The 16,841-nt window shown below is 62.5% G+C and carries 5 protein-coding genes; 1 reads left to right on the top strand and 4 read right to left on the bottom strand.

Translation table 11 applies throughout. The annotated features are described in order from the left end of the window. Positions 1-152 precede the first annotated feature (152 nt). On the bottom strand, positions 153-13,151 hold the full coding sequence (locus DBR18_RS16325; protein ID WP_108591095.1) for a non-ribosomal peptide synthetase: 12,999 nt from the start codon (positions 13,149-13,151) through the stop codon (positions 153-155). 368 nt (positions 13,152-13,519) lie between these two features. On the opposite strand from DBR18_RS16325, the gene DBR18_RS16330 reads away from it, so the two are divergent. After that, the gene (locus DBR18_RS16330; protein WP_027613402.1) at positions 13,520-14,074 is read left to right on the top strand and encodes an RNA polymerase factor sigma-70; all 555 of its coding nucleotides are present in this window, start codon (positions 13,520-13,522) and stop codon (positions 14,072-14,074) included. A 97-nt stretch (positions 14,075-14,171) separates the two neighbouring features. Here the strand turns inward: DBR18_RS16330 and DBR18_RS16335 are convergent, their stop codons facing one another. From DBR18_RS16335 to DBR18_RS16345, 3 genes are all read right to left on the bottom strand, one after another. Continuing rightward, positions 14,172-15,185: a GNAT family N-acetyltransferase gene (locus DBR18_RS16335; RefSeq protein WP_108591096.1), complete on the bottom strand. Its 1,014-nt coding sequence runs from the start codon at positions 15,183-15,185 to the stop codon at positions 14,172-14,174. A gap of 84 nt (positions 15,186-15,269) precedes the next feature. Next, positions 15,270-16,067 carry an ABC transporter substrate-binding protein gene (locus tag DBR18_RS16340; protein WP_108591097.1) on the bottom strand — a complete coding sequence of 266 codons (798 nt, stop codon included), beginning with the start codon at positions 16,065-16,067 and terminating at the stop codon, positions 15,270-15,272. A 93-nt stretch (positions 16,068-16,160) separates the two neighbouring features. Beyond that, positions 16,161-16,784: a TetR/AcrR family transcriptional regulator gene (locus DBR18_RS16345; RefSeq protein ID WP_108591098.1), complete on the bottom strand. Its 624-nt coding sequence runs from the start codon at positions 16,782-16,784 to the stop codon at positions 16,161-16,163. Between the last annotated feature and the right edge of the window lie 57 nt (positions 16,785-16,841).

A 16,841-nucleotide genomic window follows, 5' to 3' on the forward strand; every position in this document is an offset into this window, starting at 1 on the left:
TGAATATGCCGGTTTATTTGTGTTGAATTCACTGACGCCATCGCTGGCAAGCCAGCTCCCACAGTGATCGAGTGTGTACACAAATTTTGTGTCCACCGTGAAACCTGTGGGAGCTGGCTTGCCAGCGAAGAGGCCGTAACAGGCGCTGGAGATTACAAGCCTTCCAGCTCCGCCATCAGATCATTCAAGCGATCCACCTTGTCCTCGGTCATGTCCCCGGCCGCCAACCCTTCAATGTACTCGGCCAGTTCCTGCACCGTGCTGCACTCGAACATCGCCCGCAGCGGCACGTCGCGTTGCAGGGTTTTCTGCACCCGCGAAGCGATCTGCGTGGCCAGTAGCGAGTGACCGCCCAGCTCGAAGAAGTTGTCGCGCGCACCGACCTTGTCGACCTTGAGCACCTCGGCCCAGATATCGGCCAGGGTCTGCTCCAGCTCGTTGCGCGGGGCCAGGTAATCCTGGCTTTGCAACTGACCGATCTCCAGCGCCGGCAAGGCCTTGCGGTCGAGTTTGCCGTTGGCGTTGTGCGGCAGCTGGTCGAGCCACAACCAGTGCAGCGGCACCATGTAGTCCGGCAGTTCGCTGCGCAGGCGCTGCTTGATCCGCTCCAGGCGTTCGCTCGGGTTGAGCGCCGAATCCGCCGCGACCAGATAGCCGACCAGGTGCTTGCCATTCACGCCTTCCTGCACGCCGACCGCCGCATCGCGAACTTCCGGCTGTTCGTGCAGACGCGCTTCGATTTCACCCAGTTCGATGCGGTAACCGCGAATCTTCACCTGGTGGTCAACCCGGCCGACGTACTCCAGCACACCGTCACTGCGCCGCCGCGCCAGGTCACCGGTACGATACAGACGCTCGCCCGGCGCGCCGAACGGGTTCGGCACGAACACCGGCGCAGTGCGCAGTGGATCGCTGACGTAACCGCGACCGACGCCGGTGCCGGCCACGCACAACTCGCCTACCGCGCCCAGCGGCACCAGCTCCAGTGCGCCATCGACCAGGTACAGCAAGTTGTTGTCGGTCGGCGTACCGATCGGCAAGTAACTGCCGCGAGTCGAAGCCATGTCCACACGGAAGAACGCCACGTCGTCCGAGCATTCCGCCGGGCCGTAAGCGTTGACCAGACCGATGTCCGGGTAACGCAGCAGCCATTGGTGCGCCAGCTCAGGCGGCATCGCTTCGCCGGTCGGCAGCATCCAGCGCAGGCCGTCGAGGCTCAGGCGATCGGAAGCGAGCATGCCCTGAATCAGCGACGGCACGCTCTCCAGCACGGTGATGCCTTGCGCCTGTACATGCACCAGCAAGCCTTGCGGATCGTGAGCGATGGTGTTCGGCACAATGTCCACCCGCGCCCCGAACAACGGTGCAGCGAGGAACTGCCAGACCGAAATGTCGAAGCTTTGCGAAGCGGTCTGCGCGATCACGTCGGCGTCCGTCAGATTCAGGTACGGCACCTTGCTCAACTGGTTGTTGAGCATGCCGCGCTGCTCGACCATCACGCCTTTCGGCAAGCCGGTGGAACCCGAGGTGTAGATCACGTAGGCCAGGTTGTCCGGGCCGCTGTGGATGCCGGGTTTTTGCGCTGATGTCGCGGCAGCCTGAATCTCTTCCCAGACCAATAGCCGTGGACGATTGGCGCAGCTGAACTCATCGAGCAAGGTCTGCGCCTGGTCGCGGCAGGCTTGCGTGCACACCAGCACCGGCGTGCGGCTCAGTTCGATGATCCGTTGCAGACGCTGGCTCGGCAAGCCCGGATCCAGCGGCAGGTAACCGGCACCGGCCTTGAAGCTGCCGATGATCATGCCCAGCAGATCAAGATTTCGTTCGGCCAGCAACGCCACCGGCTGATCCATCTGCACCCCGGCTGCAACCAGTGCATGACCGAGACGGTTGGCATTGTGGTTGAGCGCGGCATAGCTCAGTTGCTGATCAAGGCACGTCGCGGCGATGCGCTGCGGATGCGCCGCGACCTGCGCTTCGAACAGCGCCACGTAGCTCTGCTCCAGCGGATAATCGTGCGCACTCTGGTTGCAACCGTGCAGCAGGAAATCCTGCTCTTCGGCCCCCAGCAACGGCAGATCGGCCATGTCGCCATGGAAGCCATCAACCAGTGCCAGTAACAGTCGCTTGAACTCACCGAGCATGCGTTCGATGGTCGATTCGTCGAAGTAACGCTGGTCGTACGACAGGTGCAGACCGAGGTCATCGCCCGGGTAGCACACCGCTGTCAGCGGGAAGTTGGTGTGAGTACGGCCCGAATCCGACGTCGCGTTGAGACTCTGCGCGCGGTCCAGCACCGAGACTTCCACCGGGGCGTTCTCGAACACGAACAGACTGTCGAACAGCGGCTGGCCTTTCGGCAATTCGCTCTGCTCCTGGATATTCACCAGTGGCAGGTATTCGTACTCGCGCAGCTGCATGTTGCTGTCGAGCAGGCCGCTCAGCCACTGGCGCACACTGGCGCGCTGATCGTCCGCCGGAATCTGCACCCGCAGCGCGATGCTGTTGATGAACAGGCCGACGGTGCGTTGCATCTCCGGCATCTCCACCGGACGCCCGGCCACGGTGACGCCGAACAGAACGTCACGATCACCGCTCAGACGGCGCAACACCAAGGCCCATGCCGCTTGAGCGAAGGTGTTGATGGTCAGTTGATGGGCCTGGGCCAGCTCGCGCAGACGGGCGCCGTCCTCGACATTCAGTCGCGTGTAGCGGTCGCCAACAATCATGCCGCCGCTTTCGCCGGCGTGTTCGCGCAGGAACGGTCGGTCGCTCGGGATCGGCGTGGTGCGTTCGAAGCCTTGCAGGTTTTGCTGCCACCACTGCCGCGCCTCGGCCAGGCTCTGGCGTTGCAGCCAGCCGATGTAATCGCGGTAACGCGGCGGCACCGACAATTGTGCTTCGCGACCTTCACCGAGGGCGGTGTAGATCTCGAAGAAATCGTTCATCAGCAGCGAACGGCACCAGGCATCGATGAGGATGTGGTGGTTGCTCATCATGAACCAGTAGCGTGCCGCGCCGACCTTGATCAGACGCAGGTGGAACGGTGCCTGATTGAGCAGATCGAAGCCGGCTTCGCGCTCGCTTTTCAGCAGCGCCTGCAGCTTCGGTTCTTGCTCGGCATCGCTGATGGCGCTCCAGTCCAGATACTCGATCGGCGTGCGCCCCGGGGTGTGGATCACTTGCAGCATGTCTTCGCCGACGTTCCAGCAGAACGACGCGCGCAACGCTTCATGACGGGCGACCACCGCTTGCCAGGCCTGGGCGAAACGCTCGGGATCGAGCTCGCTGTTGATGCGGTAGCGATCCTGCATGTAGTACAGGCCGGTGCCCGGTTCGAGCAAGGTGTGCAACAGCATGCCTTCCTGCATCGGCGTCAGGGGATAGACGTCTTCGATCTGCGCGGCCGGCACCGGCAGTGCATCGAGTTGCGCCTGGGTCAGTTTCGCCAGCGGGAAGTCCGAAGGCGTCAGGCCGCCGGCGGTGTCTTGCAGGCAATGAGCGATCAGGCTTTGCAATTCGCCAAGGTAGGCATCGGCCAGATCGTTGATGGACTGCGCGTCATAACGCTCGGCGCTGAAGGTCCAGCGCAACAGCAGTTCGCCGCCGTACACCTGACTGTCGATGCTCAACTCGTTGGGCAACGGCGCCTGCGGATCGTGGGCCGCACCGACCGGCTCGTCCAGCGGACGGAACAGCGCATCGCTGGCAAAACTCTGGTCGAACTGGCCGAGGTAGTTGAAGGTCACCGGAGCATTCGGCAGCGCCGCCATGCTGCGCTGGCTGAGGTCATCGGCCAGATAACGCAGCACGCCATAACCGAGGCCCTTGTGCGGTACAGCGCGCAATTGCTCCTTGATCGCCTTGATCGATGCGCCTTGCCCGGCGGCCTCTTCGATGTTGTGCGGGGTCAGGCGTAATGGATAGGCGCTGGTGAACCAGCCGACGGTGCGGGTCAGGTCGATCTCGTCGAACAGGGTTTCGCGGCCGTGGCCTTCCAGTTGAATCAATGCCGACGGCTGCCCGCTCCAACGGCACAGCACACGGGCCAGCGCGGTCAGCAACAGGTCGTTGACCTGCGTGCGGTAGGCCCGCGGCGCTTGTTGCAGCAGTTGTTGGGTACGCTCGGCATCCAGGCGCACGCTGACGGTTTGCGCGTGACGATTCTGCTGTCCGCCCTGTGGGTTTTCGCACGGCAGCTCGGCGCTCGATCCGGCCAATTGGGTCTGCCACCAGTTCAGTTCCTCGCGCAGCGATTCGCTGCCGGCATAGGCCTGCAAACGTGCCGCCCAGTCCTTGAAGGCACTGGTTTTCGCCGGCAGTTTCACCGACTGCTCGGCTTCGAGCTGGCGATACACGGTTTGCAGATCATCGAGCAAAACGCGCCACGACACACCGTCGACCACCAGGTGATGGATCGCGATGAACAGTCTCTGCTGACCTTGCGGCCCATCCACCAGCAAGGCGCGCAGCAGCGGGCCGTTTTGCAGATCGAGACTGCGCTGGGCGTCGGCAAACAGCGCTTGGCACTTGTCCATCGCCGTTACACGCACCTGCCACAAAACGGCGGCATCGGAGACCGCTTGGTGGGTTGCCTGCCACTGATCATTGGCCTCGGTGAAGCGCAGGCGCAAGGCGTCGTGCTGTTCGATCACGGCCAGCAGCGCTTGCTCCAGACGATGCGCTTCCAGCGCCACGGTTGGCTCCAGCAGCAACGCCTGGTTCCAGTGTTGACGCTCAGGAATATCACTGTCGAAGAACCAGTGCTGGATCGGCGTCATGGCCGACTCACCGACCACCAGTCCCTGCTCGGCAGTCACCTGCTCGCTGCGGCTGGCGACAGCGGCCAGGGTCTGTACGGTCTGATGCTGGAACAGATCACGCGGGCTGAAATGAATGCCCTGCTGCCGCGCACGGCTGACCACCTGAATCGACAGGATCGAGTCGCCACCGAGTTCGAAGAAGTTGTCATTGAGCCCGACCTGTTCGACGTTGAGCACCTCGCACCAGATCTGCGCCAGGGTCTGCTCCAGCTCGTTGCTCGGGGCGACGTAGTCCTGACGATTCAGCTCCGGATCCGGCGCCGGCAAAGCGCGGCGGTCGAGCTTGCCGTTGGCGGTCAGCGGCATGCTCGCCAGCAGGATCAGGTGCGTCGGCACCATGTAATCCGGCAATTGCGCCTTGAGGTGCGACTTCAGTGCTTCGCGCAATTGGGCTTGTTGCGCTTCGCCTTGCTCGGCGACGTCGCTGACCAGATAGCCGACCAATTGCTTGCCACTCGGCGCATCCAGCGCCAGCACCACTGCTTCACGGATCGAAGCGTGATCGAGCAGACGGGTTTCAATCTCGCCCAACTCAATACGGAAACCGCGAATCTTCACCTGATGGTCGATCCGCCCCAGGTACTCCACCAAACCGTCGGCACGCTGGCGCACCAGGTCGCCGGTGCGGTACATGCGCCCGCCATCGGCGGCAAACGGGTCGGCGACAAAACGCTCGGCGCTGATGCCCGGACGGTCGTGATACCCCTGCGCCAGACCGGCACCGCCGACGAACAATTCACCGGTCGCGCCTTGCGGCACCAACGCCAGATCGGCGTCGAGAATGTACGCCACGCGGTCACCGATCACGCTGCCGATCGGCACACTGCCGGCGCCCTCTTCCAGCACTTCCGGCGCCAGGCTGGCTAGCGGCATGACCACGGTTTCGGTCGGGCCGTAGGCGTTGAAGAACAGGCTCGGCTTGAACGCAGCACGAATCCGCTGCAGGTGTTCGCCGGTCAGCGCTTCGCCGCCGGTGATGATCATCCGCACCGGCAAAACCTGATTCTGCGTGGCGAGGAACTGCGCCAACTGGCTGCCGTAGCTCGGGGTGAAGCCGAGCACATTGATCCGATGGGTGCGGATCAAACCGCAGATTTCTTCCGCGTCCCACTGCCCTTGCGCCCGCAAAACCACTTGCGCGCCGCTGAGCAGCGGCACCAGCAGACGTTCGGTGGCGGCGTCGAAGTTGATCGAATAGAAGTGCAGTTCACAGTCGTCCGGGCGCATGCCGAAACGCTCGATCACCGCCTGGCAATGCATGGCGATTTCACCGTGGGACACCACCACGCCTTTCGGCTTGCCGGTCGAACCCGAGGTGTAAATCAGATAGGCCTGATGCTGCGGCAGGCTGATAAATGGAAGTTCGGAGACCGGGTAATCCGCCAGCGCCGCGCAGTCGTCTTCCAGGCACCAGCGCGCCACGCTCGATGGCAGATCGCCGAGGGCGTTGAACATCGCGCGGTCGCTGAGCAGCAGACCGATGCGGCTGTCTTCAATCATGTAATGCAAGCGGTCGAGCGGGTATTCCGGGTCCAGCGGCACATACGCGCCGCCGGCCTTGAGGATCGCCAGCAGGCCAACGACCATTTCCAGCGAGCGCTCCAGCGCCAGACCGACCCGCACTTGCGGGCCGACGCCCCGCTCGCGCAAGACCCAGGCCAGGCGATTGGCGCGGGCGTCGAGTTCGGCGTAGCTCAAGGTCTGTCCGGCGAAGGTCAACGCTGGAGCGTCTTTGCGCGCCAGCGCCTGCTCGGCGAACAGATGATGGATGCACTGGTCGAGACGACGTTCACCCGGTTCGACGCCAAGGCTGTCGAGCAATTGCTGTTTTTCAGTCCGGTCGAGCAGCGGCAACTGGCTCAAGCGCTGTTGCGGATCGGCGATCAGCGCTTCCAGCAGGTTGCGCCAATGCCGGGCCATGCGTGCGATGGTCGGCTCGTCGAACAGATCGGTGCTGTAGGTCAGGCAGCAGCCGAGGCGATGGTCGAGGTCAGTGACTTCCAGATTGAGGTCGAACTTGGTCGCCCGCGCATCGTTGGCCAGGTACTCGACGGTCATCCCGGCGAGCATGCGGCTCTGCTGGAATTCCCAGCGCTGCACGTTGCACATCACCTGGAACAACGGGTTGTACGCCGCACTGCGCGGCGGTTGCAGGGCTTCAACCAGATGATCGAACGGCAGATCCTGATGCGACTGGCCTTCGATCACGGTGTGGCGCACCTGCTCGAACAACTCGCCGACCGACATCTGGCCGTCGAGCTGGCAACGCAGCACCTGGGTATTGAGGAACGCACCGATCAGCCCTTCGCTTTCCGGGCGGATACGGTTGGCCACCGGCGCGCCGATGCGCAGGTCGGTCTGGCCGCTGTAGCGGTAGAGCAACGTGGCGAGCGCAGCGGTCATGGTCATGAACAGGGTCAGACCGTTTTGCGCATTGAACGCACGGACGCGGGCGGCGAGATCGTCGCTCAGATCGAAACGGAACAGTTCGCCCTGATGGCTTTGCACCGGTGGACGCGGACGGTCGCCGGGCAGTTCCAGCAGCGGATGTTCGCGACCCAGTTGTGCGGTCCAGTAGTCGAGCTGACGCTGACGCTCACCGGACTCCAGCCAGTTGCGCTGCCACACGCTGTAGTCGAGGTATTGCACCGGCAGCGGTTCCAGCGGCGAGTCGCGGTCATCGACGAGCGCTTCGTACAGCGCACTGAGTTCGCGGGCGAAGATGTCCATCGCCCAGCCTTCGGTGACGATGTGGTGCAGGGTCAGCACGAAGTAATGCTCATGCTCGGCGGTCTTCACCAGACAGGCGCGCAGCAGCGGGCCGCTTTCCAGGTCGAACGGCAGATGCGCTTCCTCGTCGGCCAATTGCTGGACCTGCTGCTCACGCTGGTCAGCCGGCAGTTTCGAGAAATCCTTCCAGCCCATGCGCACGCCGGTCTCGGCATGCACCTGCTGACGGGCCACGCCATCGACGCTCGGGAACGTGGTGCGCAGGGTTTCGTGGCGCAGGATCAACGCCTGCAAGGCCGCCTCGAAATGCTCGACGTGCAACACGCCGCGCAGGCGCGCCATGCCACCGACGTTGTACGCCGGGCTGTCCGGCTCCATCTGCCAGAGGAACCACATGCGTTGCTGCGAATAGGACAACGGCACCGCCTGGCTGCGGTCGACTTTGGCAATCGGCGGCTGTTTGTTGGTCTGGCCGCTGGCCTGGATCAGCCGGATCTGTTCGGCGAAGTCGCCGAGTTCGCTGTGCTCGAACAAGGCGCGCAACGGCAACTCGACGTCACAGGCCTGACGGCTGCGGGAGATGATTTGTGTGGCCAGCAGCGAGTGACCGCCGAGGGCGAAGAAGTCGTCGCGCAGGCCGACCTGGGGCAAGCCCAGCACTTCGCGCCAGATGGCGGCGATCTGTTGTTCCAGCTCGCTCACCGGTTCGACGTGTTCGCGCACTTGCCACTGTGGCTCGGGCAAGGCGCGACGATCGAGTTTGCCGCTCGGGCTCAGGGGCATCGCGTCCAGACGCATCAGTTGCGCCGGGACCATGTATTCCGGCAGCTCGGCGGCCAGCGCGGTTTTCAGGCGGGCGATCTGCGCGTCCTGATCTTCGCTGGCATCGGCGGCAGTGAAATAGCCGATCAGTTGCGCGCCGACTGCTGTTTCGCGCACCAGCACCACGGCTTGGGCGACGCCGTTTTGAGCCAGCAGCCGCGCTTCGACTTCTTCCGGCTCGACGCGGAAACCACGCAGTTTGACCTGCTGATCGAGACGCCCGAGGTACTCGATCACGCCGTCCGAAGTCCAGCGTGCGCGGTCACCGGTGCGGTACAGACGTGCGCCCTGCTCGCCCAGAGGATCGACCACAAAGCGCTCGGCCGTCAGCGCCGGGCGACCGAGGTAACCCCGGGCCAGACCGATGCCACTGATGCACAGCTCACCCGGCACACCGGCCGGCACGGGATTGAGGTCAGCATCGAGCACGCGGCAAATCACATTGCCCAGCGGCCGGCCAATCGGCGAACGCTCACCGTCAGCACTTGTGCAGTGCCAATGGGTGACGTTGATCGCGGTTTCGGTCGGGCCGTAACGGTTGTGCAATTGCACCGCCGGCAGTTGCGCCAGCACGCGGTTGCGCAGCTCCGACGGCAGCGCTTCACCGCCGGAGAACACCCGACGCAGGCTGGTGCATTCGGCGCTCAGCGGTTCGTCGATGAACAGCGCGAGCAGCGGCGGCACGAAGTGCAGCGTGGTCACGCCATATTCCTGAACCAACTGCGCGATGCGATGCGGATCGCGGTGCTCACCGGGGCCGGCAATCAGCAGACGCGCGCCAGTGATCAGTGGCCAGAAGCATTCCCACACTGACACGTCGAAACTGATCGGCGCCTTTTGCATCAGTACGTCGCTGTCGTTCAGGCGATAGCTGTTCTGCATCCATTGCAGACGTTCGGCCAATGCGGCGTGGGTGTTGCCGACGCCTTTCGGTTGCCCGGTGGAGCCGGAGGTGTAAATCACGTAGGCGAGGTTGTCGCCGTGCAGGTGCAGGCCCGGTGCCTGGCTCGGCCAGTTTTCCAGGTGCAGCGCGTCCATGGCGATCACGCTGACGCCGTCGCTGGCCGGCAGGCGGTCAAGCAATTCGGTTTGAGTCAGCAGCAGTTCGACGCCGCTGTCGCTGAGCATGTAGGCCAGACGTTCGGCCGGGTAATCCGGGTCCAGTGGTACATAGGCACCGCCGGCCTTGATGATCGCCAGCAGGCCGATCAACAGTTGTGGCGAACGCTCGGCTGCAATCGCCACGCACACGTCCGGGCCGACGCCTTTATCGCGCAGATAGTGCGCGAGGCGGTTGGCCTGGGCGTGCAGCTCGGCAAAATCAAGGCTGCCGCCGTCCCACACCAGCGCGGTGCGTTCAGGGGTCTGCCGCGCCTGATCGTTGAGCAGTTCCGGCAGCCATTGTTGCGCCGGGGTGCAGGGGGCGATGCTCCACGATTGTTGCTGTTCGTGCTCGCACGGCGTCAGCAGTTGCAGGTCGCCGATCGCTTGTTGCGGGTGTTCGCACACACTGCGCAGCAGGTTGCTGAAGTGCTCGGCCAAGCGCTCGATGGTCGCCGCGTCGAACAGTTCATCGGCGTAGTCGAACGACAGGGTCAAGCGCCCGTTGCGATCCTCTTCACTGTGCAGTTGCAGGTCGAACTTGGCTTCGCGGCTGTGCCACGGCAGTTCTTCAGCAAGTAACCCCGGCAGGCGCTTGAGTGCACTCAAGTCGCGTTGCTGGTGGTTGAACATGACCTGGAACAGCCCCTGTTCACGGGCCTGCGGGAACGCTTCGAGCAGTTGCTCGAACGGCAGGTCCTGATGGGCCTGAGCCCCCAGTGCAGCGTCGCGGGTCTGCGCCAGCAACTCGACAAACGACAGCCGCGAATCAACCTCGGCGCGCAGCACCTGAGTGTTGATAAAGAAGCCGATCAACCCTTGGGTTTCGAGGCGCGGGCGGTTGGCGTTGGGAATGCCGATGCGAATATCGCGCTGACCGCTGTAGCGGTGCAGCAGGCTCTGGAATGCCGAAAGCAACAGCATGAACGGCGTCGATTGATGCGCCTGCGCGGTCTGTTTGATCGCATCACTGAGGCTGACACCGAGGCGCACGCTGTGGCGCGCGGCGCTGTGCAATTGTCTGGCCGAACGCGGGTGGTCGGTGGCCAGTTCCAGTACCGGATGTTCGTCGCCCAGTTGCGTTTTCCAGTAGGCCAGTTGCCGCTCGCCCTCGCCTTGCGCCAGCCACTGGCGCTGCCAACTGCCGTAGTCGGCGTATTGGGTCGGCAGCGGCGCGAGGTCGGCACGCTGGCCCTGAGAGGCAGCGGCGTACAGGCGCGAGAATTCGTCGATCAGCACGTTCAGCGACCAGCCGTCGGCGATGATGTGGTGCAGCGTCACCAGCAACTGGTGATCTTCGTCGTCGAGGCGTACCAGCGTCACCCACAGCAGCGGGCCTTTTTCCAGATCGAACTGGGTGCGCGCCTCGTCCTCGCGGATCTGTTGCGCGCGGGCTTCACGCTCGTGGGCCGGCAGGTCGCTGATGTCGATCAGTTGCAGATTGAATTCAGGGGCGGCATCGACTTGTTGCAGCGCCACACCGTCGCGCTCGAAAAAGCGTGTGCGCAGGGATTCGTGGCGTTCGATCAGTTGCTGGAAGCTAGTACGCAGCGCGTCCTCGTCCAGTTCACCACGCAGACGCAGGGCGCCGGGAATGTTGTAGGCGCTGCTTTGCGGGTCGAGTTGCCAGGTAATCCAGAGACGGTTTTGTGCCAACGATTGCGGCAGCGCCTCGTTGCGCGGCAAGCTGTTGATTGCGCCTTGAGCACTGCCGCCGTCCTGTTGCTGCTTCGCCACCGCAGCGGCGAACGCGGACAGGGTCGGGGCTTCGAACAACAGACGCAGGTTCAGCTCCAGCGCCAGCTCTTCACGCACCCGGGCGATCACTTGCGTGGCGGCAATCGAGTTGCCGCCGAGCAGGAAGAAGTGGTCGTCGGCATTGACTTGCTTGACGCTCAGTTGCTCGGCCCAGATCTTGCCGATCAGCGCTTCCAGCTCGGAAGCTGCCAGGGTCGATTCGCTACTTTGCACCTCGGCGCCCGGAAACACCGCGTAGCTGTCGAGGCTGCCATCAACCAGACGATTGCGGCACGCCGAGCGTTGCAGTTTGCCGCTGGATGTCTTCGGCAACGCGCCCGGATTGAGCAGCACCACCACGCTCGGCGCTTCTTGATACGCTTCGGCAACTGCTTGGCGAATGGCTTTGATCAGCGCTTCGGGCGGGAGGATTTTCTGCACGCTGCGGCTGATTTCCGCGGCGATGCCAATGCCTTCTTCGCCGTCCTGATTGACCGCAAATGCCGCGACACGCCCCTTGCGCACCACCTCCACTTCGTTCTCGACCGTCTTTTCGATGTCCTGCGGATACAGGTTGTGGCCACGCACGATCAGCATGTCTTTCAAGCGGCCAGTGATGAACAGCTCACCGTCGCGAATGAAGCCCAGATCGCCAGTGCGCAGCCAGGTGCGGCCGGCGTGCTGGACGAAGGTCCTGGCGCTGGCCTCGGGGTTGCGCCAGTAGCCGTGAGCGATGCTCGGGCCGGCGGCCCAGACTTCGCCGACCGCATTGTCATTGAGTTCTTGCAGGCTGCTCGGATCGACGATCAGCACCGCATGTTCCGGCTGGCTGATGCCGCAACTCATGATCGGACTGCCGTCGCCCGGCTCGGCGCGATTTTGCGCCAGCGCCAGATCGTCGACACGCAGCGCAGGAATGCCCGTGCCACGCGGTGTGCCGGCAACAAACAGGGTCGCCTCGGCCAGACCGTAGGACGCCATGAAGCTGTCTTCGCTGAAGCCGCACGGGGTGAACTTCTCGGCGAAGCGCTCAAGGGTGTCGAGACGGATCGGTTCGGAGCCGGAATAGGCCACGCGCCAGCGGCTCAGGTCGAGGCGCTCCAGTGCCGATTCGCTGACCCGCTCGCTGCACAGACGGTAAGCGAAATCCGGGCCGCCGCTGATGGTGCCGCCGTATTGACTGATCGCTTCAAGCCAGCGCAACGGCCGACCGAGGAAGTACGCCGGCGACATCAGGATGCACGGCACGCCGCTGAAGATCGGCTGCAGCAGGCCGCCGATCAGGCCCATGTCGTGGTACAGCGGCAACCAGCTGACGATCACGTCGTCAGGGTTCATGTCGATACCGAAACCGTGGCGGATCAGCAGCTCGTTGGCTACCAGATTGCCGTGGCTGACCTGCACGCCCTTGGGCAGTGCGGTGGAGCCGGAGGTGTATTGCAGGAAGGCGATGTGGTCTTGCGGCAGGGTCGGTTCAATCCAGTTCTCGGCCAGTGCGCTGTCGAGCGTATCGACGCACAGCAGCGGCGGCGCGCCTTCGATTTGCTGCAAGGCATCGCGCAGGTCGGCGCTGGTCAGCAGCAGACGCGGTTCGGCGTCGGCAATGATCGACAGCAGGCGTTCCTGATGATGACGACGAGCGGATTCCGGAGGATAGGCCGGCACCGCGATCACCCCGGCGTACAGGCAACCGAAGAACGCCGCGACGTAATCCGGGCCGCTGGGGAACAGCAGCACCGCGCGATCGCCGAATTCAGCCTGAGCCTGCAATGCGGCCGCGATAGTGCGCGCACGTTGATCCAGTTCGCGGTAACTGAGCACCACGCCCTGCTCCTCGGTTTCGGCGAGAAAGCGCAGGGCCAGTTGATCCGGAGTCAGCGCCGCCCGGCGCTGGAGGGCTTGGACCAGGGTGCTGGGGAGTTCGAACGCGTCGGTCATGAGGTTTCCTGCCTGAATTCGGCTTGCTAGTGGAATCGAGTTGCTGCGTTACGCCGGTCGAGGGCGTACAGAGCGCGGTCTGTGCCGACCGTGCGAGGCTTCGGAATGCTGTCTGGCCGGGGCTGCGTACCCGAAACCATTCACCAATGAGAACGGATGACAACTTGAAATAATTAGTCGGCAGGCTGGATCGCCAATCGGGCCGGGGTGTGGCGGTGTGTCGCAGTTCTCGATTCGCACTTTTGTGGAGCATTACTTCTCTTTCTCAATTGACAATCATTATCATTCAACATAATTTGTCGCTCGATGTGTAGGACGGCCCCGTCCCCCAGGCGTCCCACTAACCTATTGGCAGCAAGGTGATTTCCATGACGGAACAAGTATCCACAAGCAGGTGCGATTCACCGCTACTTCAAGCCTTCGTCGACAATCGACTGATTCTGGTGAAGATTGCAGCCCGCATTACCGGCTGCCGTTCGCGCGCAGAAGACGTGGTGCAGGATGCGTTCTTCCGGCTGCAATCAGCCCCACCGATCACATCGTCGATCAAGGCTCAGTTGAGCTACCTGTTCCAGATCGTGCGCAACCTCGCCATCGATCACTACCGCAAACAAGCCCTGGAGCAGAAATATTCAGGCCCCGAAGAGGAAGGGTTGAATGTGGTCATCCAAGGCGCTTCGCCGGAAACCTCGCACATCAATTTCTCGACGCTGGAACATATCGCCGACGCGCTGACTGAACTGCCCAGCCGCACCCGCTACGCTTTCGAGATGTACCGTCTGCACGGTGTGCCGCAAAAGGACATCGCCAAGGAACTCGGCGTCTCGCCGACCCTGGTCAACTTCATGATTCGCGATGCGCTGGTGCACTGCCGCAAGGTGTCGGGCAGTCGTGGGGATGCGGCCTCGATGGGTCGTCGCTAAACACGGTTCACCGCAAAAAAAAGATCGCAGCCTTCGGCAGCTCCTACATGAAATGTAATCCCCTGTAGGAGCTGCCGAAGGCTGCGATCTTTTGCTTTTACGCCAACCTGCACCAATCAAAAAACCGCTCACGCCCCAGAATCATCAACGCCGCACGCTTGTGCGGAAAGTCGAATTCCTTCTCGCAGTGGAAGCACTGATTCTGCATGTGGCCGATCATCTTCGCGTTATCGGCCCGCGGTTCGGCAACCACGCGCTGGGTACGCGGATCGTCCAGAAACAGGTAATGCACCAGCGCCGACAGCCAGCTCGCGACTTTATGCGGGCCTCGGTGATTTTCCTCGCCTACCAGCATGTGAATGCCGCGATCGTAGTTGTCGGCATCGTAGAACGGCGCGATACGATCTTCCTTGGCCCAATAGGCTTCGAAGTAGGCAAACGGCTGATCATCGAAACAGCCGATCAAGGTCAACGTGTGCGGATCGGCATCGAGCTTGCTCAGGTATTCGCGATGCTGCTCAAGGCTGCCCTCCTCCTGCCAGAAACTGGCGACCCGCGGACTGTTCTGCCAGCGATTGAATCGCGCCAGATCCTGCTCGATCTCCACCGTACGCAGGGAAATCCACGCCCCCAGACGCGTATCGAAGCGTCGATAGACCTCGCCGCGCGGCTTCACCGGGCGCAGCGGGTGGCGCTTGCCATTGCTGATCACCATTTGTTGCGGATAACTGCCGGTCAGCGAGGTGCCGAGCCATGGTTGCGGCAGTTGCCAGAACAACGTGCGTTCGCAACGGTACTCACCGGCCACCTCGGTGCTGACTAGCAGACCGCTGAGCAAGGCTTCGGTGGGTGGCTGATCCAGTTGCCAGATCAATTGCTGGCACTGCGGATCACGGGCAAACAGCCAGTAACAGGCCGCCCACAGCGCCTGTCCCACGGGCAGCGCATAACGCTCGTCGAGCTGGATCGGGCCTTGGGTCTGGCGATCCAGGCGCAGACGGATCAGCGGCTGCCCATCCAGGCTCAGGCACAGGCGGCTTTCGGTGGCGTCGGCTACCAGTTCGCTGCCCGAAGGCAAGGCCAGGGCAGTCAGGTCATTCAGATTGGACATGGGTCGGGCTCACGATAATCGTCGACAGTTCAACGATGGGACGTGAGCCGAGAGCGGAAATTTAGCCGCACGGGTGAAAATCGATCAGGGATGCGCCACCGGCACCACGGCAATTTTGTAGGGATCAAAGATTTTCAGCATCTGGCCGTTGTCACGCAAACCCTGCAACAGTTTGCCGAAGGCTTCGCCGGTGATCGGCGCGGTCGGACGCAGAATGGCGTAGTGATGGTAGATCTGATCGATGCGCTGCGATACCAACAGCTCGTCTTTGACCTTTTCGTTGCGCCTCAGATAATCGAACAGGTATGAGCGCGTCACCAAGGCAATGTCGGCCCGCCCGCGCAGGACCATCAGCAGGTTGCTGTCGTGGGAATAGGTCAGTGTCGCGTTGAACGTATCAGCAAGGAATTTGGGGTCGGCGTTGAAGTTGGCGAACTCGTAGTGATAACCGCTGTACAACGCCAGACGCTTGCCCTTGAGATCGGCGAAAAAGTTCTCCTGACGACCGTCCTTACGTTGCGCGACGAAAATCTCGGCATCTTCCAGGCCCATATCGACCGTGGCGTGTGGAATGTCCTTCCAGCCCCACTCCGGGTTTTCAAAAATCGCCATGTCGGTGCGACCTTCCTTCAGATCGCCGAAGCGCCGGGGAATCGAGGTCGGCACCAGGACAAACTGATAATCCGTCTGCAACGCATTGAGCGCTTCGACCAATTCCGGCAGCAGCCCGGTATCGGCACCGCTTTCCGGGCGGATGGTGTAAGGCGGAAAGTGTGCCGCGCCCACTCGAACCAGTTGCGCCGCCTGCGCAGGCAACCCTGAAAATGCCGTCAGCGCGACGAGTACCAGACCCGTGGCCGTCCGAATTGGCGAAGACTTCAAAACACCCCACTCCCCGAAAAAATACCGATCAATGCATTCAAGCTAGGCGGTTTCGCCCAGTTAGCCAGTTTCCCGGCCAGTCAAAAAGCGCAGTCAACGCTCTTCAAGCACCAGAATCAGCGCTTCATCGGCCAGTTGATCGAGGCTCAGACTGCCGCCGGCACGGAACCAGGTGGTGGTCCAGGACAACGCGCCAGTGAGAAAACGTCGGGTTACAAATACATCGCCACGGATGAAGCCGGCCTCCTTGGCTTCGCCCAGCACCTGCAACCAGATGTCTTCGTAGACATCGCGCAATGCCAGCACTTTGGCTTGACCGTCTTCGGATAGCGAGCGCCATTCGTAGACCAGCACCGCCATGGCTTCGCCACTACCGCCCATGATCGACTGCAACTCGCAGCGAATCAGCGCCAGTACCCGCTCGCGCACGTCTGTCGCTTCAGCCAGCGCGGCGCGCATCAGGGCGGTGTTATAGCGGATGGTCTCCTCCATCACCGCGCGGAGGATTTCATCCTTGCTTTTGAAGTGATGAAAAATACTCCCGGACTGTATCCCCACCGCCCCGGCCAGATCGCGCACGGTGGTGCGTTCATAGCCTTTATTGCGAAACAGGTGAGCGGCCACTTGCAGCAGTTTGCCGCGAGCACTGTCGGGGTCGGTCAGCTGGCTCTGGTCGATCAGTTCGCGCATGACCCTCAGGGCTTTTTGCTCGTCCACCCGTTCTCTCCTACAGTCGATCAGTCTGTTGCCCCCTGAACACGCAGGGTTGCGCGC

The sequence above is a fragment of the Pseudomonas sp. HMWF021 genome (assembly GCF_003061005.1).
Taxonomy (GTDB): domain Bacteria; phylum Pseudomonadota; class Gammaproteobacteria; order Pseudomonadales; family Pseudomonadaceae; genus Aquipseudomonas.

Bases quoted from the DNA above. Each gene is read 5' to 3' on its own strand.
- DBR18_RS16330 (WP_027613402.1), top strand. From the start codon at position 13,520: ATGACGGAACAAGTATCCACAAGCAGGTGCGATTCACCGCTACTTCAA.
- DBR18_RS16325 (WP_108591095.1), bottom strand. From the start codon at position 13,151: ATGACCGACGCGTTCGAACTCCCCAGCACCCTGGTCCAAGCCCTCCAG.
- DBR18_RS16335 (WP_108591096.1), bottom strand. From the start codon at position 15,185: ATGTCCAATCTGAATGACCTGACTGCCCTGGCCTTGCCTTCGGGCAGC.